This window comes from Rahnella sp. AA, from assembly GCF_002834385.1.
Classification (GTDB): domain Bacteria; phylum Pseudomonadota; class Gammaproteobacteria; order Enterobacterales; family Enterobacteriaceae; genus Rahnella.
Genome location: NZ_PITQ01000009.1, coordinates 177347 through 203650 on the forward strand (window position 1 = coordinate 177347; position 26304 = coordinate 203650).

At 51.3% G+C, this 26304-nt stretch carries 21 protein-coding genes and 2 pseudogenes; 8 read left to right on the plus strand and 15 right to left on the minus strand.

The annotated features are described in order from the left end of the window. Positions 1-2502, minus strand: a 2502-nt coding sequence (locus CWS43_RS20450; RefSeq protein ID WP_198555886.1) for a S6 family peptidase, incomplete at its 3' end; no start/stop codon positions are given. 404 nt (positions 2503-2906) lie between these two features. On the opposite strand from CWS43_RS20450, the pseudogene CWS43_RS27810 reads away from it, so the two are divergent. Next, a pseudogene (locus CWS43_RS27810) lies at positions 2907-2981 on the plus strand (hypothetical protein); the annotation flags it as partial. Positions 2982-3168: 187 nt separating this feature from the next. Here CWS43_RS27810 and CWS43_RS20455 read toward each other — a convergent pair. From CWS43_RS20455 to CWS43_RS27285, 5 genes are all read right to left on the minus strand, one after another. Next, positions 3169-5181, minus strand: a complete 2013-nt coding sequence (locus tag CWS43_RS20455; protein ID WP_101078926.1) for an acyltransferase family protein — start codon at positions 5179-5181, stop codon at positions 3169-3171. A gap of 174 nt (positions 5182-5355) precedes the next feature. Further along, complete coding sequence (locus CWS43_RS20460) at positions 5356-6672, minus strand: alginate lyase family protein (RefSeq protein ID WP_369825906.1); 1317 nt, start codon at positions 6670-6672, stop codon at positions 5356-5358. 118 nt (positions 6673-6790) lie between these two features. Further along, the gene (locus tag CWS43_RS20465) at positions 6791-7024 is read right to left on the minus strand and encodes a YgdI/YgdR family lipoprotein (protein ID WP_101078927.1); all 234 of its coding nucleotides are present in this window, start codon (positions 7022-7024) and stop codon (positions 6791-6793) included. Positions 7025-7133: 109 nt separating this feature from the next. Then, on the minus strand, positions 7134-7295 hold the full coding sequence (locus CWS43_RS27415) for a hypothetical protein (RefSeq protein ID WP_232777113.1): 162 nt from the start codon (positions 7293-7295) through the stop codon (positions 7134-7136). A 633-nt stretch (positions 7296-7928) separates the two neighbouring features. Next, positions 7929-8267 (minus strand): hypothetical protein, encoded by a 339-nt coding sequence (locus tag CWS43_RS27285; RefSeq protein ID WP_157825419.1) that lies wholly within the window; start codon positions 8265-8267, stop codon positions 7929-7931. Between the two features lie 476 nt (positions 8268-8743). Between CWS43_RS27285 and CWS43_RS27590 the strand changes: the two are divergent. Both CWS43_RS27590 and ttcA read left to right on the plus strand, forming a co-directional pair. Continuing rightward, a pseudogene (locus CWS43_RS27590) lies at positions 8744-9008 on the plus strand (site-specific integrase); the annotation flags it as partial. Positions 9009-9118: 110 nt separating this feature from the next. Continuing rightward, positions 9119-10054 carry a tRNA 2-thiocytidine(32) synthetase TtcA gene (gene ttcA, locus CWS43_RS20475; protein ID WP_101078928.1) on the plus strand — a complete coding sequence of 312 codons (936 nt, stop codon included), beginning with the start codon at positions 9119-9121 and terminating at the stop codon, positions 10052-10054. Positions 10055-10105: 51 nt separating this feature from the next. Here ttcA and CWS43_RS20480 read toward each other — a convergent pair whose 3' ends face one another. The 3 genes from CWS43_RS20480 to CWS43_RS20490 all read right to left on the minus strand — a co-directional run bounded on the left by CWS43_RS20480 (position 10106) and on the right by CWS43_RS20490 (position 13165). After that, positions 10106-10783, minus strand: a complete 678-nt coding sequence (locus CWS43_RS20480) for a hypothetical protein (RefSeq protein ID WP_101078929.1) — start codon at positions 10781-10783, stop codon at positions 10106-10108. Between the two features lie 283 nt (positions 10784-11066). Then, positions 11067-12050 carry a zinc transporter ZntB gene (gene zntB / locus CWS43_RS20485; RefSeq protein WP_101078930.1) on the minus strand — a complete coding sequence of 328 codons (984 nt, stop codon included), beginning with the start codon at positions 12048-12050 and terminating at the stop codon, positions 11067-11069. Positions 12051-12229: 179 nt separating this feature from the next. Beyond that, the gene (locus tag CWS43_RS20490; protein ID WP_101078931.1) at positions 12230-13165 is read right to left on the minus strand and encodes a LysR family transcriptional regulator; all 936 of its coding nucleotides are present in this window, start codon (positions 13163-13165) and stop codon (positions 12230-12232) included. Between the two features lie 113 nt (positions 13166-13278). On the opposite strand from CWS43_RS20490, the gene CWS43_RS20495 reads away from it, so the two are divergent. Next, positions 13279-14481: an MFS transporter gene (locus tag CWS43_RS20495; protein ID WP_101078932.1), complete on the plus strand. Its 1203-nt coding sequence runs from the start codon at positions 13279-13281 to the stop codon at positions 14479-14481. Positions 14482-14544: 63 nt separating this feature from the next. Here CWS43_RS20495 and CWS43_RS20500 read toward each other — a convergent pair whose 3' ends face one another. Further along, positions 14545-16179 carry an ABC transporter substrate-binding protein gene (locus CWS43_RS20500; protein ID WP_101078933.1) on the minus strand — a complete coding sequence of 545 codons (1635 nt, stop codon included), beginning with the start codon at positions 16177-16179 and terminating at the stop codon, positions 14545-14547. A 130-nt stretch (positions 16180-16309) separates the two neighbouring features. Continuing rightward, the gene (gene ycjG, locus CWS43_RS20505; RefSeq protein WP_101078934.1) at positions 16310-17287 is read right to left on the minus strand and encodes an L-Ala-D/L-Glu epimerase; all 978 of its coding nucleotides are present in this window, start codon (positions 17285-17287) and stop codon (positions 16310-16312) included. Between the two features lie 132 nt (positions 17288-17419). Between ycjG and tpx the strand changes: the two genes are divergently transcribed. Beyond that, entirely contained in the window at positions 17420-17923 is a 504-nt protein-coding gene (tpx, locus tag CWS43_RS20510) for a thiol peroxidase (RefSeq protein ID WP_101078935.1), read from the plus strand. An 86-nt stretch (positions 17924-18009) separates the two neighbouring features. Here tpx and tyrR read toward each other — a convergent pair whose 3' ends face one another. Next, positions 18010-19584, minus strand: coding sequence for a transcriptional regulator TyrR (gene tyrR, locus CWS43_RS20515; protein ID WP_101078936.1), 1575 nt, complete (start codon positions 19582-19584; stop codon positions 18010-18012). Between the two features lie 255 nt (positions 19585-19839). Between tyrR and xthA the strand changes: the two genes are divergently transcribed. Together xthA and CWS43_RS20525 are read left to right on the plus strand one after the other, a co-directional pair. Further along, on the plus strand, positions 19840-20649 hold the full coding sequence (xthA, locus tag CWS43_RS20520) for an exodeoxyribonuclease III (protein WP_101078937.1): 810 nt from the start codon (positions 19840-19842) through the stop codon (positions 20647-20649). A gap of 6 nt (positions 20650-20655) precedes the next feature. After that, entirely contained in the window at positions 20656-21051 is a 396-nt protein-coding gene (locus CWS43_RS20525) for a pyrimidine (deoxy)nucleoside triphosphate diphosphatase (protein WP_101078938.1), read from the plus strand. A 65-nt stretch (positions 21052-21116) separates the two neighbouring features. Here CWS43_RS20525 and CWS43_RS20530 read toward each other — a convergent pair whose 3' ends face one another. From CWS43_RS20530 to CWS43_RS20540, 3 genes are all read right to left on the minus strand, one after another. Further along, positions 21117-21431 (minus strand): DUF1496 domain-containing protein, encoded by a 315-nt coding sequence (locus CWS43_RS20530; protein WP_101078939.1) that lies wholly within the window; start codon positions 21429-21431, stop codon positions 21117-21119. Continuing rightward, positions 21424-23373: a DNA topoisomerase III gene (locus CWS43_RS20535; RefSeq protein WP_198555887.1), complete on the minus strand. Its 1950-nt coding sequence runs from the start codon at positions 23371-23373 to the stop codon at positions 21424-21426. Before CWS43_RS20535 ends, CWS43_RS20530 begins: the two co-directional genes overlap by 8 nt. A 224-nt stretch (positions 23374-23597) precedes the next feature. Further along, complete coding sequence (locus CWS43_RS20540; RefSeq protein WP_101078940.1) at positions 23598-24149, minus strand: NAD(P)H nitroreductase; 552 nt, start codon at positions 24147-24149, stop codon at positions 23598-23600. Positions 24150-24338: 189 nt separating this feature from the next. Between CWS43_RS20540 and sppA the strand changes: the two genes are divergently transcribed. Further along, entirely contained in the window at positions 24339-26192 is a 1854-nt protein-coding gene (sppA, locus tag CWS43_RS20545) for a signal peptide peptidase SppA (RefSeq protein WP_101078941.1), read from the plus strand. The last annotated feature ends 112 nt before the right edge of the window (positions 26193-26304 follow it).

Here is a 26304-nt window from a genome sequence, read left to right on the forward strand (position 1 = left end):
GACGTTACTGCTATTAAAGGCGATATCACCGTCAGTCAGAGAATTATCCGTAAATGACGTTTTGATATTGTTCACGGTCAGACGTTTGCCGTTGAGCTGATATTTTCCAATCGTTGTTGTATCGGTGGTGCCGTTAAAGGTGGCTGTACTGTTGTCACTCAGGCTGAGAGTGCCTAGTTTAAGCGCCCCGGCCTTGCTGTTCACCAGCGTGCCGGACGCAAGGTTGAGAGTGTTGAGAACGCTGTTACCGTTCAGGTCAAGAATGGCATTTTTCGCCACCGTGACAATATTGGTTGCCGCACCCAACGCGTTCAGATTACCTGCAATCGTTTTGCCTGCAGAAAGCAGAAGACCACCGGTAAAATCGTTGTTTCCCCCCAGTGCCAGAATACCTGCGCCGGATTTCACAACTTGACCCGCACCGCTTAACGCGGCATTGATTCGTACGAGGAAGCCCTCCTCTGGCGTCACTTTCAGAACAGAGTTCGTACCTGAAAGCGTGACGCGACCATCAAGATACGCACCTTCATCAATGCCCTGCTGGCTGTTGCTTAATGCGCCACCCGATGTCACCACCATGGATGAGGCATCGTCCAGCACGAAGTTCCCTCGAGCCATAGCATTACGGCCCACCGTAAACTGGCTACCGGTCAGCTTCACCAGGCTGTCGCCGAGATCAAAAAACGCCGTTTCATACTGCGTCGGATCGATATAGTTCCCGGCGTGTAACGTCAGCGCACCCTGCACCGCCAGATTGCCCTTGGTAATGTCCATGCCACCGCGGGTATTAACGTTACCTTTCAGTGTCCAGGAGGAGCCAGCTACGCCCGGCGCATACGCCAGATGCAGCAGGCCCTTATCCGCAGAACCGCCGTCGAAAAAGTTGCCCAGATAAGTTTTCGGGCCACTGCCGGTGAAGGTGAAGTTAGAGAGGGTATTTGCATGGCTGTTGCCAATCGTTGCCCCGTTATCCATATGGATAATATCGTTCCAGGTAAGAGACTGACCGTACAGATCCAGCACCCCGCCTTTCGTCCCAAAACCTACCTGGGTACCGTCAAGCTGATTGGCAGCACCCAGGCGAACAATCGCGCGGCCACTGCTGATGTGCATCGTATCCGCCGCATGACCTCCCTGGCGTTGCAGAACGGTCAGGCCGTCACCGGTATAAATGCCCGCATGGTTGATACCCGAGCCGCCGATCACCAACGTCCCGAGGCCAATTTTGCGCCAGATATCACCCGCGCTGCCGGTCAGATTACTCATGACTGTCGCCCCGGCATTAATGATGTAGCCGGCCGAATTCATGCGCCGGCTGCTGTTGCCGCCGTCGGAAAGGATGTAATCAGACTTAAAGGTGAGTGAACCTGCGCCCATATCGAGATTGGGGGCGGTCAGCTGGAGTGTGCCGCCAGCCCCGCCAAAGATCAGGTTTTTATTGGTCTCATAATCTTCTTCTTCCCGTTCGCTTTTCGGAAAGTAGGTAGCGATACCGTGATAGCGTATCGTTTTGCCGTTAAGGGTGAGATCCCCCTCACCGCTGTAAATATTCTGATTTCCGATATAAATAACATCTGAAGCCTTAAGTGTATTTACCGACGGGTCGTTGAAGCTGTTAAGGGTCTCCTGTGTCCAGCCCGGGTCTGCTCTCATGTATAGCGTTAAAGAGTCATATCCGGCATCACCACTATGGGCGGTATGGATACCCATAAATTTCCAGCTTTGAGATATGTTGTCCCACGCCCACACCCCGCTCCCGCTGTCACCGGGTCTCGCACCGGCGTCCAGAGCTGTCTTTTCATCCGATGTAAACTTATAGGTTAATGTATAAATACCATTAGAACCTAAGGTCACATTTCCGACGATATTCAGCCCACCCGCCGTGGGTCCCGATCCCTGCCCAAAATGCGGAATGTATTCAGCAGGAGTGCTTTTTCCGACACCTGTAGCAACGGTAAAATATCCCCCTCCGACACGCGCTATCTGCAATCCAGCCTTAAGTTGGCTCGTATCAGTAAATAATTCCGCAGGCGCTGCATCAGTAACAATGCTGCGTTGTCGCACTAATTTATAGTCGCCCGGAGAGGTAACGGTATACGCTTCCTTTGTAATTTCATTCATCAATTCATAGCTTGATGATTTTTCCGCACCGCTGAATAAAGTTGAATCTAATTGCAGATAACGTTTTCCAAAAGACGCATCGGTAATTTTGGTAACATGGTCTGCCGTTACGGTTACCTGAGGGTCGATTAACGTCATATTCCCCCTGTCAGCGTTGGCGCTAAAATCAGGCATCACATTTATAATTCCGCTTAAAGAACCATCAGTATGATAAATGGGAATATTTGTTGAGCCTGCCGCGAACACCCCCCGATTCTCACCAAAATCACGATATACCTGAGTGCTGATATCATCACGCATTAATACGGCAGAGGCTGGATATATTTGCCCGCTCAATATACTCAATATTAAGCTAGGGAGCAGTTTTTTCTTGAATTTCATTTTATTCATCCTTAAACATAAAAAAATACAACCACCTTGCAAAAAATAAAGGCGGGGAAATAATAAAAACTGGCTTTCGAGTAGCTTTAAAACAATAGCATGCGCATGAACGATTTAAAAAGAAACGTAACATGATAATTCAGTTATTAATGTTAATAATATAAATATTCCATATGTATACATCAGCCTATATATTAAGAAGTAATGCTATTTACATTAAATAACCTTTAGGGTCTTTAAATTAAAACAATAAATCAATTAAAGGTGGCGGAAACATCGTCAGCGAGCAGTAATAGTCATGGAAAGTCTATTCACCGTCTGGCATTGCAGACGTAAGCGGTTGTGATATTAGTTACATTTTTGCATCACAGAGTGAGAATTAAAGCGTTAATGCAAAAGACGGAGCCTATCCGGGGCCGTCGCTTGTCATCACGTACAGCCCGTGCGAAGAACACGGTTACGACCTGGCGCTCAGCAACCTGAAGTGGCAGAGCAGTTATATGCAGCGGCAGAAAAAGTATGACTTTTTGGCTCTGCTGGCGGGAAAGGCGGCTGAATGAGTTTAGCGCCAGTGTGGGCGCCCAAAGAGGATTTTACGCATAACAAAAAACAGTGGCCGCCTGAAAAACCGGCGGCCACATCTGCGCAGAGGTTATTATCACGACGCTATTTTAACGGGTTACCTTCCTGTGACAGATAGCGTTCTCCAAAAGTATAAGAAGCATAATCCGTAATATGCCCCACATCGCGATATATCCCTATCCCGCCCAACTCTGTCAGACACCGTCCGTCAGGGCATTGAATTTTCTTAGGATCAATTGACGTAAGTGTCGGGTAAGATTCAGACATTTTTCTGAACAGACCAAGGATCCAGTCATCTTCAGAACTGCCCGATGGGTTTGCATCACAGGCTTGTTTGTTAAAGGGATGCCGCAGAACCGCTTCTTTATCCCGGCAGGCCATATATCCGTCAGGCATCGGCGCAATGGTGCGCATGATGATGGGTTTACCGCCGCTGGCGGTGACCGCATTTAACGCGGCACGCATCGCCGTTTCCATACGAGCCTCTGATAAAGCCTGACTTCGCGGATCTTCAGGTGAATTAATTAACCATGGGCCGCGGGAATATTGCTCCCAGATCTCACCGATAATGACATAGTCATAATGCTGTTTTTTAATCAGTTCATAATAACGCCGGGTGTTTTCATAGCATTTATCATACGTCTGACTTTTATATATCCACCAGTCAAACTGGTAGATACCGGGAAGAGAGAGGCATGATGGTGTGCTGAGCGCTGTTATTTTAACATGTGCGTTCTGCCCCATGACATCCCAAAAACCCCAGAATTGATTTGAAGTTGAATCACCAATCATTAATGCTGTTTTACCGGATTTCAAATCCCCAAATTCACACTCTGAAGGAATTTGTTTACCATCAAGACAACCTGGCCGGTTATGTGCTTTTTGAGAATAAACTTGCTGAAGTTTGAACGCATCATCATAACTATGCCCCAGACGTAATGAATATCCCTGATGGTTGTCCACCAGTTTATTCGCAACTATTGAACATATGACGGGTAAAATAATCAATATCGCCAAAGTCCGGGTGAATGACATCGTTTTTCTTCTCAATGGCGTTTCCACCAGAGAGTACGTCATCACGGAGAGTACCCATGTAATACACAAACAGACGATGACTCTTGTCACATCCACACTGCCATAAATGTAATTATTTATAGCAAAAACAGGCCAGTGCCAGAGATAGAGTGAATAGGAAATCTTCCCCATGTAAGCCGCCGGGGCACTCCTTAGCCCCTTCGTGGAGATCGTTTCCTGATTGAATCCGCCGGAAAATAACAGTACACAGGTTGAGAGAACAACCACCAGGGCATAATTATTCGGATAGTTATTGAGCACCCCTTGCGATAGCGCAACACCAATAAGAGTTATGATGGCAAGCAAAGAGATAATATTATTCAGGATAATATTATTGAAGTTGTCTTTATATTTTCTCTCAAGAAAAATAACTGCCCCGCCCGCGAGAAACTCGTACATCCTGGCGGAAAGCGAGTAATACTTCCCGGGGAGATTTAAAAACACCATTATAAATGAAGCACATAATGCACACACAAACAGCGTATTAACAACGACTGCCAGGCTGGTTTTTGGCCGCAGTTTTTTGGCACTGATCAGGATGACGGGCAATAGCAGATACCATTGCCATTCAATGGCAAGTGACCAGGTATGGAGCAATGGGAATATGGCTGAATCTGGAGATGCGTATTCCGTTGACTGCCTGGAAAAAAATTGATTGGCCAGCAACAGGCTCGAATATTTTTGACTATGGAAGTATTTGATATAGTCATCGGGTAAGTAAATCAGCGTGGCGAAAATAAAGACAAAAAACCACATGCATATCAGCGCAGGCTGGATGCGCCAGAGTCTTCTGCGGTAAAACTCCTTTATGCTGAATGCATCCTTATCAATATCTGAGGTAATTATGTTGGTGATGAGATAACCAGAAATAACAAAGAAAATATCAACGCCAATGAATCCTGATGGGAAAAGGGATAAACCACTGTGAAAGATCACAACAAGAATAATGGCGATGGCTCGCAGGCCATCAATGTCCCGCCGGTAGAATTTTGGTGAAGTTTTATCCTGTAATGAAAATACCATGTAACCAATACCATCAATTAAAACACAATAAGGACAGTGTTTATCGGTACGGCCTGTTAAAACTTGAGGTGTTTTTCATCAAAAATTCTTTTATTTCATGTAACTACCTATCTCAGCGCGTCAGCCCGGGGGCGCAACCAGTAAGCCAGCCCCCTTTCACGACCTGACGTTACATCAACCTTCCTTTGCCTGAGCGGGGACATAACCGGCCGCAAAAGACGGTAACGTCAGCAACCACGTCTCACGTTCCGCCTCCATCACCGCACCGCGCGTGGCATCTTCGTGATAACCCCCGGAAGCCTGCTTCACTGCTGGCGGTAAGCTAAAGGTGGCGCTGCGGATTTGCTGTTCATAGCGTGTCTCGCCAGTCGCATTATCTGCCCAGGAGAGCAGCGGTAAGGGGCGCACACGGATCTGATCAATCGTTTTATACGGCCACGGTACTGACGGATCAGTAAAGCGCGCCATGAAATCGAGTGAAGTCAGGACACTGCCGCCTTCCGGGGTTTTATAGCGCCAGAGATCAATCCCGTTTTTCTGCGCCAGCACCGCCATCATGCTGATTGCCTGCAAATTGAAATAGCTGTAATGGAACGAGCGGGTGCGCGCCAGTTCAGCGGGCTGAGTGCCGTCGGGTTTAAGCTGCACATCCAGTTTGCTTTTCATCAACTTCGCCATATCGCCGATCACCGCTTTATCGCCGAGATACCATGCAATACCTGACAACTGGGTCACATACCAGTTGCCGTGATTATTCTGCGTGCGTCCTTCCTTTTTCGCGATTTTACTGCCCTGCAGCCAGTGTAAATAGTCCTGCATCCACGTTCGCATCTGCTGTTCGTCATCGCCAGTCCATGCCCGGTTGCCCTGTAAAAGTACAAGCGAATCCACAATGCGCGTAGAAAAATAACGGCCATCCAGCACCCCTGCATTACGCCCCGGCGAGATCCCCGGTACACCCTGCGCAAAATTCAGATTCGGATTCATTCGGGTTTCCGGTGTAATAAACCAGGTACGCAGTAAACTGGCGGCTTTGTCGGCATATTTTTGTTCGCCGGAGAAATACCAGGCCAGCGTGAGGTTCTGTACTCGCGCCGTGAAATCCGCCAGCCGTACGCCGTCGCTCTGATCGTTTTTACTGGCCGGATTTACGTGCCCGTCTTTACGGATCCACGGCAAACCATCAGGCTTACTTTCATCCGGCCACCAGTAAGCGCTCAGGCTGAGATAGTCATGTTTCGACCCGCCAGGGGGAACCATTCCTTTTTCCGTTACACTGAGATCCGGTTTTTTCAGGGCGCCATTCGCCGCTGCCAGCAGATGCTGATAAGCCTCTGCCGTTTGCGGTGCCGCACTGTGGTTGTGTAGCTGCTGACGCACAACGGCCATTTGCGCTGTGTTTAAAAATGCAGGTTCCGCCGCCTTTGCTTGCCAGCATCCTCCCATCAGAATGAGCACGGCAAAAGGTGTACGCCATTGCGATAACGTCATTTTTTCCCCTATCAAACCTAGCCATTGCAGCAACCCCTACAGCCGCATGCAATGCAGACCATAAAAAACCCGCCTTATCAGCGGGTTGAACATCAGATAAAATATACGTTCAGATAACTTAGTTATCCAGTTCGCTCATATTTTTGACCTGATCACGGTTTATTTGTTCGGTTTTGCCTGTCTCTGCATTTTTGTAGGATACCAGACCTGTATCGTCATCTACCTGAGGTTTACCGTCAGTAACGATGGTTTTTCCGTCCGTCGTTTTAATCGCCTGATTCGATGCACACCCTGCCACAAAAAATATTGCAACAGCAGCCAGCGATGCGGCGATAAGGTTGTTCCTCTTCATATACTTCCTCCTGAATGAAATGGGATTCTGACTTAACGGGTACTGACTAAGCTTAGCCAGCATCCTCCCTTATTCATTGAGAAACATCTGTATTTGCCCGCGCCGTGGTTCACACCCCTTTCAGACGGGCTATTGCCAGTTGCAATGCGTCATTTGGCTCACCAATGGCGTCGATGGCCTCCTCCTGGACACGCCCAAGCCACAGAGCAACCCGATCCCGGCTAATTTCTTCGCCATTTTGCGCAAACATCAGACAACATTCGCCTACCATTCTGCAGGCTTCTTCAAAGGCTACTTTTGAATCTTCCACGCTCAGCTCCCCATCGCTTAAAACTAAACACCGTGGTTTGGTTAACGGCAAATTTTGAAGAAAGTTGCCTCTTTTTACCCAACCTTTACCAAAATAATCTGTGAACCTGATTTATCCAACCTTGAATGTGGCGGTTTCCCGCGGAACGCTGCGATAAAACGCGCTGACATTCGGCGGCGTAATCCGTATCATAAAATCTTAGAGGGCTGCTCTGGAAGGGAAGGAAGATTAGGGTGAACAGATGGAAACAGGCCACGCACCTGCGCAGCCGGATTTGATGCCGCTACCGAAAATTAGTAAATTTTCACGTATTAGCATCGTAAAAACATATTTATGTTCTTCACAACAATCATAGAGTGTCAATGTTGTATTTCCGTGAGCAATTTTTTAGTCTGGAAAAGCTGACGGGCATAGATTCAAAAATCGATGACGCTACACGATTTTATATCCTGTTCCGCAGAATACTCATTATTGATGGCATTTATTTCCAGACTGTGAGTTATTCAATACTTTCAAAAATCAAGAGAGCGGTCTGCATCGATCGCTCTTGCACACAGCATATCCTTTACTACTGCTGGCTTGTGTAAACCGGCCTCAGCCACCTACAGTGATGGGGATATTTTTAGTGAAAACAACACCTGTGCCAGCCGAGGAGTTTGTCGGCATATTTACAGGCTGTGTGCTACCATCGCTCATTGTTAATGTCGCGGTAAGGGCTGCCGGCCCCCCCCAATTTATCACAACAAAACTCAACACATATTGCCCGGAAGAAAGAATGTGTTGTGGTATAATTTCTATGTTGCATTGATCATTATAGCCGGAGTTATAGTGCAAAACTTCAGTGGACCCATACCCACTACTTGGAATAGCTATAATATATAATTCATTATCTACAAAGCCCACATTAATAGAGCTCACTGAAACATTAGACATGGCAGTATCCTCTTTTAAATAACAGGTAAGTTTTGACAGACATAAAACAGTCACATCCATTACTAAAAATGAATATTTAACAACAAGGATTCAACTATTTAAATTTAATAGCATCTCTCTTGAGCAACGCTTACTTGATTGATCTTTATAAAGGAAGTCACATGCATTGAATTTTTATGCCCATTGTTCTTAGCGGGCTCCAATGAATATTAGTCGAATACAATAAAACCACAAGAAATGAATGGTTATTTATATTTCTATATATATCAATTGGTTGAATAAGGTTTATTGAAATTGTTCATCATGAAATAATCAACAATGAAAATGAAATTTGTTAAGTGATTATTTTATATGTTTTTTATTTCCCAAAAAAAACAGTGATGCTGTATGGCATCCGTAATTTTTTTAGCAAAAAATGCCATGTGGCAATAATATTTTTCCGGAGCTTTATTTTTTCATTTGCTCATGGTTTCATCGAAGCATGGCGTCATCTTAGTTGCCATCGAAAACCATCCCGCGACGAGAAACCCTACCCTCTCCGGGAGTACGGAAAAACCGAGCAGCAGAGTTTACATTTTGTTTTTATGCCCGGTTTAAAAAGGAGTACAAAAAACCTATGACTCCCTCTCAACTCTTGCCGCTCGCTGGAACGCTGCTACAAAACGCGCTGACATTCGGCGGCGTAATCCGTATCATACGCGCCACACGTACGCATGCCTGATGATGACTGCGGGATTGAATGCACCCGACAGGATATGAAGCTTAAAAGCCCCCGAACGGCATGCAGAATAAGAAACTCGCGTGGCAGGCTTATGCCTGTTGCGCCCTAAAACGAACTGAACAGCCAAAAAATGTCAGATACTCAAGAATTTAATAAGAAAGAACAATACAACCTCAACAAGTTGCAAAAACGCCTGCGTCGCGATGTGGGTAAAGCGATTGCGGACTTCGGAATGATCGAAGAAGGTGACCGCATTATGGTGTGCCTGTCCGGCGGCAAGGACAGCTACACCATGCTGGAAATTTTGCGCAATCTGCAACAAAGCGCGCCGGTGAATTTTTCTCTGGTGGCGGTCAACCTTGACCAGAAACAACCGGGCTTCCCGGCACATATTTTGCCTGAGTACTTAGAAACTCTTGGTGTGGAATATAAAATTGTCACCGAAGATACCTATTCCATCGTCAAAGATAAGATCCCGGAAGGTAAAACCACCTGTTCTTTGTGTTCACGCCTGCGCCGCGGGATTTTATACCGCACCGCAACCGAACTGGGCTGTACCAAGATTGCGCTTGGCCATCACCGCGATGATATCCTTCAAACCTTGTTCCTCAACATGTTCTATGGCGGTAAGCTGAAGGGCATGCCACCGAAACTGATGAGCGATGATGGTAAACACATCGTGATCCGTCCGCTGGCATACTGCCGGGAAAAAGATATCGAGCGTTTTGCGATTGCCCGCGAATACCCGATCATTCCTTGTAATCTGTGCGGTTCTCAACCTAACCTGCAACGTCAGGTGATCGGCGATATGCTGAAGGATTGGGATAAAAAGTATCCGGGTCGGATCGAAACCATGTTCAGCGCGATGCAAAACGTGGTGCCTTCACATCTTAATGATATGAATTTGTTCGATTTCAAAGGAATTCAGCACGGCGGTGAAGTGATTGATGGCGGAGATCTGGCATTTGACCGTGAAGATATTCCGATGCAACCCGCTGGCTGGCAGCCTGAAGATGACGAAATCGCAGCGCCGGTTGAGCGCCTGAACGTTCTCGAAATTAAATAAATCGCTCAGCGTTGAACACTGTAAGCCCGCAGCGAATGCGGGCTTTTTTCTTCAGGCCAGCGTAAAAGTTTCGCTCCAGTTGTAATTGGTCATCATCAGTTTGACCGGCAGGCTGAGTGAGCCGTAATTTTTATGCTGATTGTCGCGAAAGAATTCCCGCAAAGTTACAGGCAGATATTGCGCACTGTAGCGCAGCAAAGTGCTGTGCCAGAAGAGTTGCGGAATTTCCGTATGAGGGAACCGCTCCCTGATTTTCCCGGCCCATGATGTGCTGAGCAGGTGATCCACCAACGCCTGCCTGACTCGCAAACTTTCTGCATCGGGGATCCCCGCCAGCAACAACTGATCGGCCAGCGCGACCAGGCGTAGTTCGCTGATATGCATAACATGGCCGTCGCAATGCTGTTTGAAGATTTCGATAAGCCCCTCGAGTTCCTCTGCATCGTCAGGCTTGTCATACAGCGCCTGCGTGACCGCAAAGAAAGTAAAGTGCATACCATTGAGGGGGGCGATATCGGCCAGCGGCTCATCCTGAATGCAGGTTTCTAACGCAGACAATAACGGTGCCATCAACAACCCGGCACGATTACCACTGGTAATGGCGAGCCTGTCAGGGTGATAGAAGGGTTCAGCCCGGTGAATACCGATGTCCGGGTGAGCGTCCCAAACGCTAAGCGTTCTCCGGTTGGTGTCTTCATACGCCTGATGAATCATTTCCCTGTTATGCAAAGCAAACTCCTGTCATTTTCAAAATGCGCTCATCCCGCCCCAAAGTGGGGGTGAATGCACTCCTCGGGGTATAAACCTCAAAAAGATTGAGCGAAATCAACATTAGAATCGCTAAATCAGTGCAGTATCTATTTCGCAGGTGAATGCAACGTCAAGCGATGGGCGTTGTGCTCCATATTGTCTTATTTCCAAATTTTTAGAATTAATGCATAGCACAATTTAATTCGAACGACGCCGGTCTTATGACCGGCTTTTTTTTATTGTTTTTTAAAGAGTTAAGTGCTTACAGCCATCTGCTTTTTTTCAACCACAGTGCGACACCTCCACCTAATGCCACCAGCAATCCGCAAAAAATACCGAAACCCAGCGGCGATGCATTCCCCGGGATCCCCCCCAGATTGACACCAAACAGCCCCGTCAGAAATGTAGCAGGCAGGAAGACCATTGCCAGCAGCGACATGGTATAAGTCCGGCGGTTCAGGGAATCGGCCATCAGCGAGCTGATTTCATCCGACAACACCGCGGTGCGGGCAATACTGGCATCCAGGTCATCCAGACCACGGCCCAGACGATCGGAGATTTCCTGCATCAGACGGCGATCGTCATCATTCATCCAGGGCAGACGTTCACTGGCCAGACGCGAGAACACATCGCGCTGCGGGGCCATATACCGGCGCAAAACGATCAGCTGCTTACGCAGCAACGCCATTTGCCCACGCTCCGGCACTTGTTGCTCCATCAGATCGTCTTCGATATCGATAATTTTATCGTGCAAATCTTCGATGAAATTGCTGGTCTGATCGGTCAGCGCATCGCAAATCTCCACCAGCCAGCGGCCGGTGTTCTTCGGCCCGCTGCCGCTTTGCATATCACCGATCATCTCTTCCATCGAAAACACTTTACGGTGTCGTGTGGAGACAATCATTTTATCCGTCAGGTAAACCCGGATAGTCACAAGCTGATCCGGTCGCGCATCGGCATTAAGATTAATGCTGCGCAGTGTGATCAGCGTCCCCTCGCCTACGCGCATAACTTTAGGCCGTACGCTGTCGCCGGCCAGCGCTTCGCGCACGCTGTCAGGCAAGACCGGCGTACTGTTGATCCATTTTTCGCTGGCAGGAAGTGTGTAATCGAGATGCAGCCAGCAAGGTTTCTCATCACTGGCGACACATTGCGGGCTGATGCCATTCACGCCACCCTGACCGTCCATCTGAAAAGCGTAGACAGCATCTGAAACCTGTAGTTCTTTTCCCTTAATGACTTCCACGATGTTCCTCGCTTTTTCTTCGTTATCTTTACTCAGTTTAGCGTTAAGTCCCTGAAATTCAAAAACTCAACAAAGGCGTGAATCGTTCACCTTTAACAACAAAAAAGATCATGCCATGTATGCGGACAAAAAATGTTAACCACACGCAGTTAACTGTTTCGCGATATAGCAGAGTGTTTCTAACCGCCCGGTGCCTGCGTTTCGGCCAGATCCGGCATCACATTGCGCATTATCTCGATAAACTTACGCAGACGCGCGGGATAATAGCTGGAATACGGATAAACCAGGTAAACCGGCAACGGCAGTGCGTTCCAGCCAGGCAATGGGCGTTCCAGCCGCCCTTCTGCAATATCCTCTTTGACGATCCACGCCGATACAATGCCCGCCCCTAATCCGGACAATGCAGCCTTACGTACGGCGTATAAGCTGTCGGTCGACATGCGGGGTGCGATGGCACAACTTTCCATCCGGCCATCGTCATCATGGCGTAATGACACTTCGTTACGGTAATAGGTACTAAAGGCTATCCAGGGAAGCCTTGCCAGCTCACCAACCTGGGAGACCGGGTGCTGTCGCAACAGAGCCGGTGTGGCCACCACGATACGTGGCACTTCTGCCAGCAGAATGGCGACCATCGAGGGCTCCGCAACATTCCCCACCTGGATAGCACAGTCGATGTCCTCGGAAATAAAATCCGGCGTGCGGTCATTCAGCATCCAGTCGACAGAAAGCCCCGGATAATGCTGCAAATAACGTGTCAGAGGGGCAATCAGCTGATCCTGCCCGAACGCATGCGGCGCACGCACGCGCAGAATGCCCACAGGTTCATCTCCCGCGCTGTGCAACTGGTCTTCCAGCGACGCCCAGCGTTCGAGCAATAATTTGGCCTGCGCATAACACCGCTCGCCGTCGTCGGTCAGTTTCATGGCGTGCGTGGTGCGAAGAATCAGCCGGGCGCCGAGCATTTTCTCCAGCGACTGCAAGCGGCGGCTGACCGTTGGCTGGCTGGTGCCCAGCTGGGCTGCGGCGGCGGAGAGACTGCCGCTTTCAACAATACGGACGAACGTCTGCATCAGGTCGATACGGTCGATACCGCTGGTAAGTGGTGTATTCATACGCCTCACGTATAACAGTTTTACCTTTGTGCAGGCTACCACTTATAACCATTCAGGAGAAGAATGCAGTCCACGCAATCATATTCATAAATTAATCCATCGGGGATCACGTTATGTCAGAACTTACCAGCACGTCAGCCGTTTCCGGCACGGCGCTTTCCGGCAAAATCATCTTTACACTGGCCGCTGGCGCCGGATTAAGCGTCGCTTCAATTTACTACAGCCAGCCAATGCTCGGGATTATGGGCGGGAACTTACAGGCCAGCACGACGTCGGTCGGGCTTATTCCGACGCTGACGCAGGCCGGTTACGCGCTGGGCATTTTATTTTTAATCCCGCTGGGCGACCGCCATGATCGCCGGACGATTATTTTGCTCAAAAGTATTTTGCTGGCCGTCGCGCTGCTGCTGTGCGGCTTTGTCCCCGGCATTCACGGATTACTCGCGGCAAGCCTGATCACCGGTATCGGCGCGACCATGGCGCAGGATATCGTGCCCGCTTCCGCGCATCTTGCTCCGGCGGCGCAGCGAGGTAAAACGGTCGGGACGGTGATGACCGGTTTGCTGGTCGGGATCCTGCTTTCCCGCGTGGTCAGCGGCTTTGTTGCAGAATATTTTGGCTGGCGGGTGATGTATCAGCTGGCGGCGGTGAGCGTGGCGCTGATTGGTTTTGCGCTGTGGCGGGTTCTGCCACGTTTTACACCCGATACGCGCATCAGCTATGCCCGTCTGTTGCATTCGATGTTCGGATTGTGGAAAAACTATAAGACACTGCGTCATGCGGCGCTGGCTCAGGGGTTGCTGTCCGTTGCGTTCAGCGCGTTCTGGTCGACGCTGGCGATTATGCTCAACGAACATTTCCATCTGGGCAGTGCCGTTGCCGGCGCATTTGGGCTGGCGGGAGCCGCAGGCGCTCTGGCAGCACCGCTGGCCGGTACGTTAGCCGATAAGAAAGGCCCGGCGCGTGTCACACAAATAGGTTCTGCGCTGGTTATGTTGTCGTTCGCCGCAATGTTCCTGCTGCCGCTGTTATCACCTCATGCACAGCTTGCACTGATTGTGCTGAGCGCCATTGGCTTCGATTTAGGCATTCAGGCTTCGCTGGTTGCTCACCAGACATTAGTTTATGGCCTGGAACCGGCGGCGCGCGGCAGGTTGAACGCCCTGCTGTTTACCGTCGTGTTTATCGGGATGTCAGCCGGTGCCGCGCTGGGCAGTAAAGCACTGGAAGCCGGTGGCTGGACGGGTGTGGTTCTGCTGGCCACCGTTGCTGCGGCCGCCGCCCTGCTGGTCCGTTTGTTCAGCCGTAAAAGCTGACCGTCAGATAAAAACAAAAAGCGCCGTGACTGGCGCTTTTTGCATTTTGAGAAGACACCAGTATCAGTGTTTGATGATGTACATTTCCTGGCTGTAAGCAACGTCTTCCGGATTGGTGATCGGATAGCCTTTCACCCACGGTTTGATCAGGCGGCCATTGGTGTACTGATAAATCGGCGCAATCGGTGCCTGGCTGGCGATGATTTGCTCGGCCTTGTTGTAGTCATCGTTACGGCGCGCGTCGCTGGTTTCACGGCTGGCTTCAGCAATCACTTTATCGTAACCGGCGTTGCTGAATTTACTGATGTTGCCGGTGTGTGTGGACGTCAGCAGGGAGAGAAAGGTTGACGCTTCATTATAATCGCCGACCCATGACGCGCGGATCACATCGAAATTGCCGGTATTGCGGCTGTCGATATAGGTTTTCCATTCCTGATTAACCAGTTTTACATCTGCCCCCAGATTCTTTTTCCACATCGAGGCCACCGCGATGGCAATCTTCTGATGGCTTTCAGAGGTGTTGTACAGCAAGGTCAGATGCAGCGGTTTGTTCGGGCCATAACCCGCCGCCGCCAGCAGCCCTTTGGCCTGCGCATTCAGCTCTTCCTGCGAATACTGCTCCATTTCACTTTTCACCGGTTTGAAACCGTTAGTGACGTCAGGCGTAAAGCGCCACGCCGGTTTTTCGCCGGTGCCCAGCACTTTTTCGGCAATCACGGTACGATCGATGCTCATCGACAGTGCCAGACGCACACGGGCATCGTCAGTCGGCGCGCGACGGGTGTTAAACGCGTAATAATAGGTGCCGAGCTGATACGGCGTGTAGACCTGTCCCGGAATATCGTGCATCAGTTTTTTGTACTGATCTTTCGGGAAAGACTCAGTGATATCAATGTCATTGGCCAGATAGCGCTTTGTCGCGTTGGACTCTTTATTGATCGGCACGAAAGTGACTTTTGTCAGCACAGTATGCGCGTGATCCCAGTAATTCGGGTTTGGCTCCAGCACCAGTTTTTCGTTCACGACGCGCTCTTTCAGCACATACGCGCCGTTGCCCACCAGATTGCCGGGTTTGGTCCAGTCATCGCCAAATTTTTCCACCGTGGCTTTATGTACCGGGAACAGGCTGAAGTTCGCCAGCAGGCTGACGAAAAACGGCACCGGGCGGTCAAGCGTAACGCGCAGCTGCGTCGGGCTGATGGCGGTAACACCGAGTTTATCGACCGGCATTTTCCCGGCAATGATCGCATCGGCATTAGCAATACCCGCCAGCGCCGCAAACCATGCACCGGTGGATAAGCTTTTCGGATCCACCAGACGCTGCCAGCTGTACACGAAATCCTGCGCCGTCACAGGATCGCCGTTCGACCATCTGGCGTCTTTACGCAATGTGAACAGGAAAACCTGATTGTTCTGGTTTTGCCAGCTTTCGGCGACGCCTGAAATGCTTTTCCCGTTAGCATCCTGGTTCACCAGACCTTCGAACAAATCCCGTGCCACCTGCGCTTCCGGCAGGCCGACCACTTTTGCAGGGTCTAGGGAAGCAGGTTCATCTTTGATATGACGGACGATTTCCTGTTTCGCGGCAAGTTGCGTACCAGCGGGAACCTGCGCGGCTAAAGCCTGACCGGAAATCAGTGCCACCAGCGCGGCACAGGCGGAATACGATAAGAGAGGAAACGATTTTCCCTGCGGCATAAATTCTCCTGAACACATAAGGGGCCAGCCCTGAAATATTCAGGAGTTTTATCATTTGTTACCGCAATCCCCTACAGGAAATCGTTACAGATTTGCCTTCGCGCACAAAACAACGGCAACAGGCGAGAAATTATTCGGAACCGGCGATGTCGATTCCGCCACAATGAAACTTCATCGCGGGTTCAACGTCCTGCGCCAGCCAGGTCGGGCCATCAAGATCGATGAACTTTGCGCCCGCCGTCAGCGGAAGTGCGGCACGCACCGCGCGCGAGGTGCATAACATGCAGCCCAGCATGACTTCAAAGCCCTGCGCGTACGCCGCCTGCGCCAGCCGCAGTGCGCCCGTCAGCCCGCCGGTTTTATCGAGCTTGATATTTACCATCTCATAACGCCCTTTCAGCGCCGGAAGCCCTTCAATCGTATGGCAACTTTCGTCGGCACAAATTGGAAGGGGATGGATGAAATTCTCCAGCGCGGAATCTTCACCCGCAGGCAGCGGTTGTTCGAGCATCAGAATCCCGAGATCGGCCAGCAACTGGCAGCGTGCCGCCAGACCGTCGCTTTGCCACGCTTCATTGGCATCCACAATCAGGGAAGCCTTTGGCACGGCCGCGCGGATTGCCACCAGGCGCTCGGCAATCAGCCGGTCATCGAGTTTAATCTTCAGCAGCGTTGCGCCCTTTTGTTGCAGCGCGAGCGCGGCTTCCGCCATCTCTTCCGGCGTGCCGATACTGACGGTTTGCGCCATGCTGATTGACGCCAGCGGTTCCGTGCCGGTGAGCTGCCAGAGCGTCTGGCCGGTCAGTTGCGTTTCAAGGTTCCATAATGCGGAATCCAGAGCATTTCGGGCAGCTCCGGCGGGAAGCAAATGTTGCAACTGTTCGCGTGTTGCGCCCTGTTCAACCGCCGTGACAACGCTGGCGATTTGCGCCATCACCGAGGTTTCGCTTTCGTCATAGCGGGGATACGGCGTGCATTCTCCCACCCCGCGAATGCCCTTTTCTTCGATTTCGACAGTGACTACGCGCGCTTCAGTGCGGCTGCCGCGGGAGATCACAAATGCCGTATGCAACGGCCAGGCTTCCGGATAAAAGCGGACACTTCTCATAACGGCTCCTCGGTATATACTCAAACGGGCATATATAAGATATACAAGTATTTAGCATTTAATCTATATCCAACCTACAATTGTTCCCCTAAACTGAAAGCCGTTTGACTCCAATGTCCATAGGAAATAATCATGACCCAGACAGTACACTTTCAGAGCAACCCGGTCACCGTTGCTGGCAAAATCCCACAAAAAGGCGACGTCGCCAAGCCGTTCAGCCTGGTCGCTAAAGATCTCTCTGATGTCAGCCTGAGCAGCTTCGCGGGTAAACGCAAAGTCCTGAACATTTTCCCAAGCATTGATACCGGCGTCTGCGCGACGTCAGTACGCAAATTCAATCAGCTTGCGAGCGAAATCGACAACACGGTTGTGCTGTGCATCTCTGCTGACCTGCCATTTGCGCAGTCCCGTTTCTGCGGCGCAGAAGGCCTGAGCAATGTGGTCACCCTGTCGACGCTGCGTGGCGGAGACTTCAAATCCGAATATGGCGTGGGCATCACCGACGGTGCGCTGTCAGGCCTGACTGCCCGTGCCGTAGTGGTACTGGACGGCCAGGACAACGTGCTGTACAGCGAACTGGTGAACGAAATTACCACTGAACCTGACTATGAGTCGGCGCTGGCTGTTCTGAAGTAATCAGGTTTCGCGGCAAATTTTAACCATAAAAAAAGCAACGGATTAGTCCGTTGCTTTTTTATTGAACAGCATTCAGTGCGTGTGAATTACTCTTCGCTGTCGCCGGTTTCGCCACGACGGCTGCTGAGGCCGTATTCACGCAGTTTATTGGCAATCGCGGTGTGAGAAACACCCAGACGTTTGGCCAGTTTCCGCGTACTTGGATAAGTACGGTAAAGACGGGTCAGTACCGAACGCTCGAAACGTTTACTGATATCGTCAAGCGAACCGTTCAGCGCTTCTTCGCCAATTGTCACTTCAGCATCAAAATCTGGCAGAACGATATCCTGCGGGCGCAGTTCTCCACCTTCCAGCTGTGTGAGCGCACGGTAAATAGCGTTTTTGAGCTGACGGACGTTGCCCGGCCAGCCGTAGTGCGTCAGATAATTCGCCAGCTGCGGGGACAGTTTTGGCCGCGGCATTCCCTGTTCATCTGAGAAACGCGCCACAAACAGCTCGGTCAGCGGCATGACATCCGCAGGACGATCGCGCAGCGGCGGCAGTGTCAGGCTCAGCACGTTCAGACGGTAATACAGGTCTTCACGGAATTCTCCGCGCTGGACCAGCTCCACCAGATTCTTCTGCGTGGCACACATCACGCGCACATCCACTTTGACTTCATGCTCTTCGCCGACGCGGCGGAACGTGCCGTCATTGAGGAAACGCAGTAACTTAATCTGCATTCTCGGCGACATTTCACCGATTTCATCCAGCAATACCGAGCCGCCGTTGGCCTGTTCAAAGAACCCTTTTTTGCCTTCGAGCGCATTGGGATACGCGCCCGCGGCATAACCAAACAGTTCACTCTCGACGACATCATCCGGCAACGAGGCGCAGTTGAGGCCGAGGAACGGTTTTTTGCCACGCGCGCTGCGCAGATGGCAGGCGTGAGCCAGCAGATCTTTGCCCGTTCCGGTATCGCCGACAATCAGCAAAGGCGCATCCAGCATCGCCAGTTTGCGGGCTTGCTCAAGAACATGGCGCATTTTGCTGCTCACGGCGACAATGTGGTCAAACTCGCTGTCGTCGTTAACCGTGAGATCCTGCAACTGGCGTCCCATGCGTGCAGCCGATTTAAGCATCACCACAGCACCGGCGATCCCGCCTTTCTCATCTTCATCATCAACGTGGATTGGTGTGAGATCCATCAGGAAATCCTGGCTGCGGATGACAATGCGTTCGGAATGCGGCTGAGCATTTTCGCTTTCCAGCCAGCGCGTGACGTTGTAACCGGTGATCAGGTTGGCCGCCGTCACGTTGCGGATTTTGTCCTCATCAAGTTCGAACAACGCCATCGCCGCCGGATTGGCCTGCTCAACTTTGCCTTTCATATCAATGGAGAAAACCGGTTCCGGCATAGACACCAGCAGCGCACGCAGGGCACGATGCTCACGTTCGGAAGGCATAAACGACACGGTACGGACATCCGTCACGCCGTCGATACGGCGGATTTCTGCCATCAGGGCGCGAAAAGTATCAAAATCCAGTTGGGAAAAATTAAGGTAAATGCGGCCAATCGAGGCAATCTCGATACCGCGTAAATCAATACTGCGTAAAACCAGTAGATCGAGTAGTTCCCGGGTGAGCCCCAGGCGGTCTTCGCAAAAAACTTCCAGACGCATCAGTGTTGACCTTTTTCTGCCGGTGCGGGAATCGCTTCGGGCATAATACTCTTTCATGTACACAGGAAGAAGAGACTGTCACGAAAAGTTGACAAAATAATTCACGGGTGGAAATCGGCTTGCCATTATGATCGGGTATGCGTTTTGCCTTGGCTGAGATTTTTGCTGCCATTTTAAGGGTGGTCTGATTTCGCCATTCCTCCCTTTTTCTGCTACTATCGCCCTTCTGATTTCATCGCCAAATGGTTCCCGACTATGAAGTTTGTCTCCTTTAATATCAACGGATTGCGCGCCCGCCCACATCAGCTTGCGGCAATTATCGAGCAGCACCAGCCAGACGTGATCGGTTTGCAGGAAACCAAGGTACATGACGACATGTTCCCGCTGGAGGACGTGAGCCAGTACGGTTATCACGTGTTTTATCATGGTCAGAAAGGCCATTATGGCGTGGCTATGCTGACCAAACAGGAACCGGTGGCAGTACGCCGTGGTTTCCCCGGTGACGATGAGGAATCCCAGCGCCGCATAATCATGACTGACATCGAAACACCGCAAGGTGTTCTGACAGTGATTAACGGTTACTTCCCGCAGGGCGAAAGCCGTGACCATCCGACCAAATTCCCGGCCAAAGAGAAGTTCTACCGGGATTTGCAGGATTATCTGAACACCAGTTTGTCGGTGAATAATCCGGTAGTTGTGATGGGCGACGTGAATATCAGCCCGACAGATCTGGATATCGGTATCGGCGAGGACAGCCGCAAGCGCTGGTTGCGCACCGGTAAGTGCTCCTTCCTGCCGGAAGAGCGTGAGTGGATGGATCGCCTGAAAGGCTGGGGACTGGTTGATACCTTCCGCGCCGCTAACCCGGAAGCGACCGATAAATTCTCATGGTTCGACTACCGCTCACGCGGCTTCGACGAAAACCGTGGCCTGCGTATCGATCTGATTCTGGCGAGCAATCCTCTGGCTGAGCGTTGTATCGCGACAGGTATCGATTACGATATCCGCGCAATGGAAAAACCGTCTGACCACGCGCCAATCTGGGCGACATTCGACCTGAAGTAACGCAGGGTGAAAACGATTGATGTGGTCGCCGCGCTGATCGAACGCGAAGGCAAATTACTGCTCGCCCGACGTGATGGCAGCAGCGACCAGGCCGGTTTATGGGAGTTCCCCGGCGGGAAAGTCGAAACCGGGGAAAGCCAGCCGGAAGCACTGGCGCGCGAGCTACTGGAAGAAATGGGCATCATCGCAACGGTGGAAGATTTCATCGCCACCAGCGAAGTGCAGCAGCCTTCACGCAAGATACGCCTGCATGGCTGGCGGGTCAGCGGGTTTACGGGGAGTATTACGTTACAGTGTCACTCTGATTTTTGCTGGATATCGCCTGCTGATGTCCTGTCATTTAATCTGGCCCCTGCTGATGTTCCGCTAATCGAGGCCTATCTGGCGAAATTTACGGTTTAAAGCAGATATCACTAAAAAAGGCGCAGACTGTTGCCAGTTCTGCGCCTTTTTATTGATGCTGAACATTACTTCTTCAGCACTTCCCATCTCAATTCATTGGTCCCCACAACCTGTGGATCCCGCGAGCATTGCAGCACGACGCTGTCGGCAGTCACCACAGCCCCTTCGGTATACACCTGATTGTTGTAAATACAGCAACTGCTGCATGTCGGCGCGGTGTTGGTATTGTTGCCACTGTTTTCCCAGATTTGCGGGGGTAATGGTACGACGACGTCTGCACCATTACCGACATTGCTGCGGTTGGCCATCGCCGGTGCTGCCAGCAACGTGCAACTGACCGCCAACGCCGCCAGCACTTTGCTCATTAATACGTTATTCATCACTGTCTGCTCCCTTCCCTTTGGTGCTCGTTTTGCGTCGTTTAGGGGCGCTTTTGCTTTTCGCCATCGCACCAGCCGGTTTGGAAGGCAGACTGCGAAATGCCGATGACACCCGGTTCGTTTTGGCCTGCATGATGAGGTTTTGCAACGTCATGACCAGCGGTTGCATGAAATCCTGATAACGGCAGCTCTTTTCACTGATACGCGTCAGCGTGGATTCCCAGTCGGCAGTCATATCTGGCCGTGCGGCAATGTCCGGCAGAGAATGAATCAGCGCGCGGCCCGTGTCGCTGGAATGGATATAACGCCCTTTTTTGTATAAAAACTCGCGGCGGAACAATAACTCGATAATCCCTGCACGCGTCGCTTCCGTGCCCAATCCGTCAGTAGCGCGCAGGATTTTTTTCAGTTCTTTATCCTGCACAAAACGCGCAATACCAGTCATCGCAGAAAGCAGCGTTGCATCGGTAAACGGACGTGGCGGCTGCGTCTGACGCTCAACCACTTCGCCACGTTCGCAAAGCAGTTCGTCACCTTTTGCCACTACCGGCAGCGGCGTGCCTTCGTTTTCTTCGTCACGCTCTTTGCTGCCGAGCAGCGTACGCCAGCCGGCTTCGGCCAGAAAACGGGCTTTGGCGATAAATTTACCGCCAGCGATATCCAGATCGATAACGCATTTGCGGTAAACCGCGTCCGGGCAGAATTGCATCAGATACTGGCGCGCTACCAGACCATAAATTTTACGTTCGTCATCGGTCAGATTTACGTGACTGCTGCGCGCCGTCGGGATAATCGCATGGTGCGCATCAACCTTTTTGTCGTCCCAGCAGCGGTTGCGCAGATCGGTGTCGACAACGGGCTGCGGCATTAAATCCGGACGGTGAACGCCGATGGCATTCAGCACGGCGTGACGCCCGGCAAAATGTTCTTCTGGCAGATATCGGCAATCTGAACGCGGGTACGTAATCAATTTGTGCGTTTCGTACAGTTTCTGACAGATATCCAGAATCTGCTGTGCACTCAGGCCAAAGGCCTTCGAGCCTTCAATCTGTAACGTGGATAATGAGAACGGTAACGGGGCAATATCATTTTCACGCTTGTCATTATAGCCGGTGACCATCGCCGGCTGGCCGGCAATACGCGCCACCACGTGATCGGCCAGAGGGCGGTGCAGCAAACGCCCTTCTTCGTCCTGATAAGGCTCGCAGGATTCACTCGGTTGCCACAGCGCGATAAAACGTTCTTCGGCGGGCGTGACGATGTGCGCTTTCACTTCGAAGAAATCTTTCGGCACGAAGTTTTCGATTTCTTCATCACGGCGCACCACCAGCCCGAGCACTGGCGTCTGCACGCGGCCCACGGAAAGCACACCGTTGTATCCGGCATTACGCCCTAAAATAGTATAGGCGCGGGTCATGTTGATGCCGTAGAGCCAGTCAGCGCGTGCGCGGGCCAGCGCCGAAACACAGAGGGGAATAAAATCACGGTTATCGCGCAGGCGCTCAATGGCACGCTCAACAGCTTGCGGATTGAGATCGTTAATCAGGCAGCGTTGCGTTGCCTGACGTTTCTCCGGCGTGAGTTCGAGGTAATCCAGCACCTCATCCACCAGCAACTGCCCTTCACGATCCGGGTCGCCCGCATGGACAACCTGCGAGGCCTCCAGTAATAACCGTTTAATAACGTTAAGCTGTTTGGCAACAGAGGAGCGCGGCTGAAGCTGCCATTTTTCAGGAATAATCGGCAAATCAGCCAGTGACCAGCGGGCAAAGCGGCTGTCGTAAGCATCGGGCTGTGCCTGTTCGAGCAAATGGCCGACGCACCAGGTCACCACCTGATCGTTACCGCAGGCAATATATCCGTCACCGCGCCGGTGTGGTTTGGGCAAAACATCCGCAATCGCGCGGGCAAGGCTGGGTTTTTCGGCAATGAACAGACGCATCAGGCAGCACCTGCCTGTGGTGCGATCACGACTATGATTTCCATTTTCCCATCCTTCATTCACTACGTCCTCATCATGCAGAGGTGGCTATGTTAGCCGCTGGCGGCGTAATAAGTAAGACGGTCGGAAGCTAATGCAATGACGGCTGCTCACAAAGACAGCTAAAAACCGGTTTAATCAGAAAACACCGAGATAAAACCGGTTAATTTGCGCATGGCAAGCGCTTAAAAGTGAGAAACAAACGGGGTGCTGTCGGTTGGAATCACCTGCAGGCTGGCTTTCAGTTGTGGTGTACCAAGATACAAGAAACCCACAATTCTATCGTTCTCGCCACAATGGAACGCTTTGCGGACGTCGGGATGATCGGTCCAGGCGCCAGTACGCCAGATACCGTTAAACCCCTGTGCCAGCGCAGCCATCTGCATCGCGTGAACCGCACACCCGGCGGATAACAACTGTTCCCACTGCGGCACTTTAGGGTTTTCCTTACAGGCCGCAATAACAGTAATAATCAGTGGCGCGCGAAGCGGAGCCTGAGTCGCTTTCTCAATCGCTTTTTCATCCGCGCCATCTTTGATTGCCGCCGCACGCAGCACCTCGCTAAAACGGGTCAGGCCATCGTTCTGCGCAATCACAAAACGCCAGGGCTGTAGCGCACCGTGATCCGGTGCTCTCATCCCGGCGTTGATGATGTTTTGTAAGGCTTCACCCGCAGGTGCAGGGGCGGCCAGGCGGGAAGCGGAACGGCGGTTAAGTAATAAATTCAAAGCGTCCATTTGAAACTCCTGCTGATATCTGAGAATAATTGCTATTAACCTTACGTTAACATAGGCGCGGCATCTTTTTCTAATGCGCATACGGCTTTCCGATAATGCGCCGTTGCCAAATTCTGACATGATTTAAAGCTGACATTTCTCCAGCGGGTCATTAGGATAGCGGAACTTATCCGTCTTGTTGGAGAGACCATGCGCACATTGTGGCGAATTATCGCCGGTTTTTTTAAGTGGACCTGGCGTCTTCTTAATTTCGTCAGAGAATTCATTCTCAACGTATTTCTTATTCTGATCATTTTGGCCGGTGTTGGCATCTGGTATGCCGTACAGGACAAGCCGGTCGAGACAACCAAAGGCGCACTGCTGGTCGACCTGAGTGGTTCAGTGGTCGATAAGCCATCAGTTAACAATAAAGTACGCCAGTGGGGTCGCGAATTGCTGGGCACCTCCAGCAGCCGGTTGCAGGAAAACTCCTTGTTTGACCTGGTCGATACCATTCGTGATGCGAAAGATGACAAAAATATCACCGGTATTGTGTTGCAGCTGAGCGATTTCACCGGCACTGACCAGTCTTCGATGCAATATATCGGCAAGGCGCTGCGTGAATTCCGCGATGCCGGCAAACCGGTTTATGCCATCGGCGACAGCTACAATCAGTCGCAATATTATCTGGCCAGCTACGCCAACAAAATCTATCTGTCGCCACAGGGCGCGGTAGATCTGCACGGTTTTGCGACCAATAATCTGTATTACAAATCGCTGCTGGATAAGCTCAAAGTCACCACCAATATTTTCCGCGTCGGGACATATAAATCCGCAGTGGAACCGCTGATCCGTGACGATATGTCACCTGCCGCCCGTGAGGCGGACAGCCGCTGGATTGGCGGCCTGTGGAATAACTACCTCAACACAGTGTCAGCAAACCGCCAGATAACCCCGGACCAGTTGTTCCCAGGCGCGGCGGGTGTATTGGCGGGGATTCAGGCGACAGGCGGTGACATGGCGCAGTACGCGCTGAAAGCCAAACTGGTCGATACGCTGGCCTCGCGCACTGAAGCAGACAGCGATATGGTGAAAGCGTTTGGCTGGAACAAAACCACCAAGGACTTTAACTACACCAGCATCTACGATTATTCGCCGAAGCAAAAACCGGACAACAACGACCCGCAAATTGCCGTGATCTTTGCGACTGGCGCAATTAATGACGGCCAGGAACAAGCGGGTGCCGTGGGTGGAGATACGACAGCACAGCAAATTCGCGATGCCCGTCTGGATCCGAAAGTGAAAGCGATTGTGTTCCGCGTTAACAGCCCGGGCGGCAGCGTCAGCGCATCTGAAGTCATCCGTTCTGAGCTGGCTGCGGCGAAAGCGGCAGGCAAACCGGTTGTGGTCTCGATGGGCGGGATGGCGGCTTCAGGCGGTTACTGGATTTCAACACCGGCTGATTACATTATTGCCAGCCCGAGCACCCTCACCGGTTCTATCGGCATCTTTGGTGTGATCAATACCTATCAGAACACGCTGGATTACGCGGGCGTGCATACCGACGGTGTCGCAACATCACCGCTGGCAGATATTGCATCCACGAAGGCGTTGCCGCCAGAATTCTCACAAATGATGCAACTGAATATCGAGAACGGTTATAAAACCTTCCTTGGCCTGGTGGCTCATTCCCGTCACAAAACGCCTGAGCAGATTGATCAGATTGCACAAGGCCATGTGTGGATCGGCTCTGACGCCAAAGCCAATGGCCTGGTTGATGAACTGGGTGATTTCGATGACGCCGTGAAGAAAGCTGCGGATCTGGCGAAACTGCCGAAATGGCAGCTGAACTGGTACGTCAGCGAACCCAGCCTGAGCGATATGGTGTTCTCACAAGTGAGCGCATCTGTTCATGCAATGCTGCCCGCTGTGGTTCAGGCCTATCTGCCTGCGCCGGTGAGCAAAATGGCGATGGAGCTGAAATCTCAGGCCGACCTGTTCAGCAACATGAACGATCCACAAAACCGCTATGCCCTTTGCCTGACGTGTGGTGATGTGAAGTAACGTTTAAATATCCGTCATACCCGGCCCGGAGCCTCATGCCATGAGTCCTCCGGGCTTTTTTATAGCGGATGCAGCCCTTATACTTAGCGCAGTTGCTTTCACCTTTTAAAAA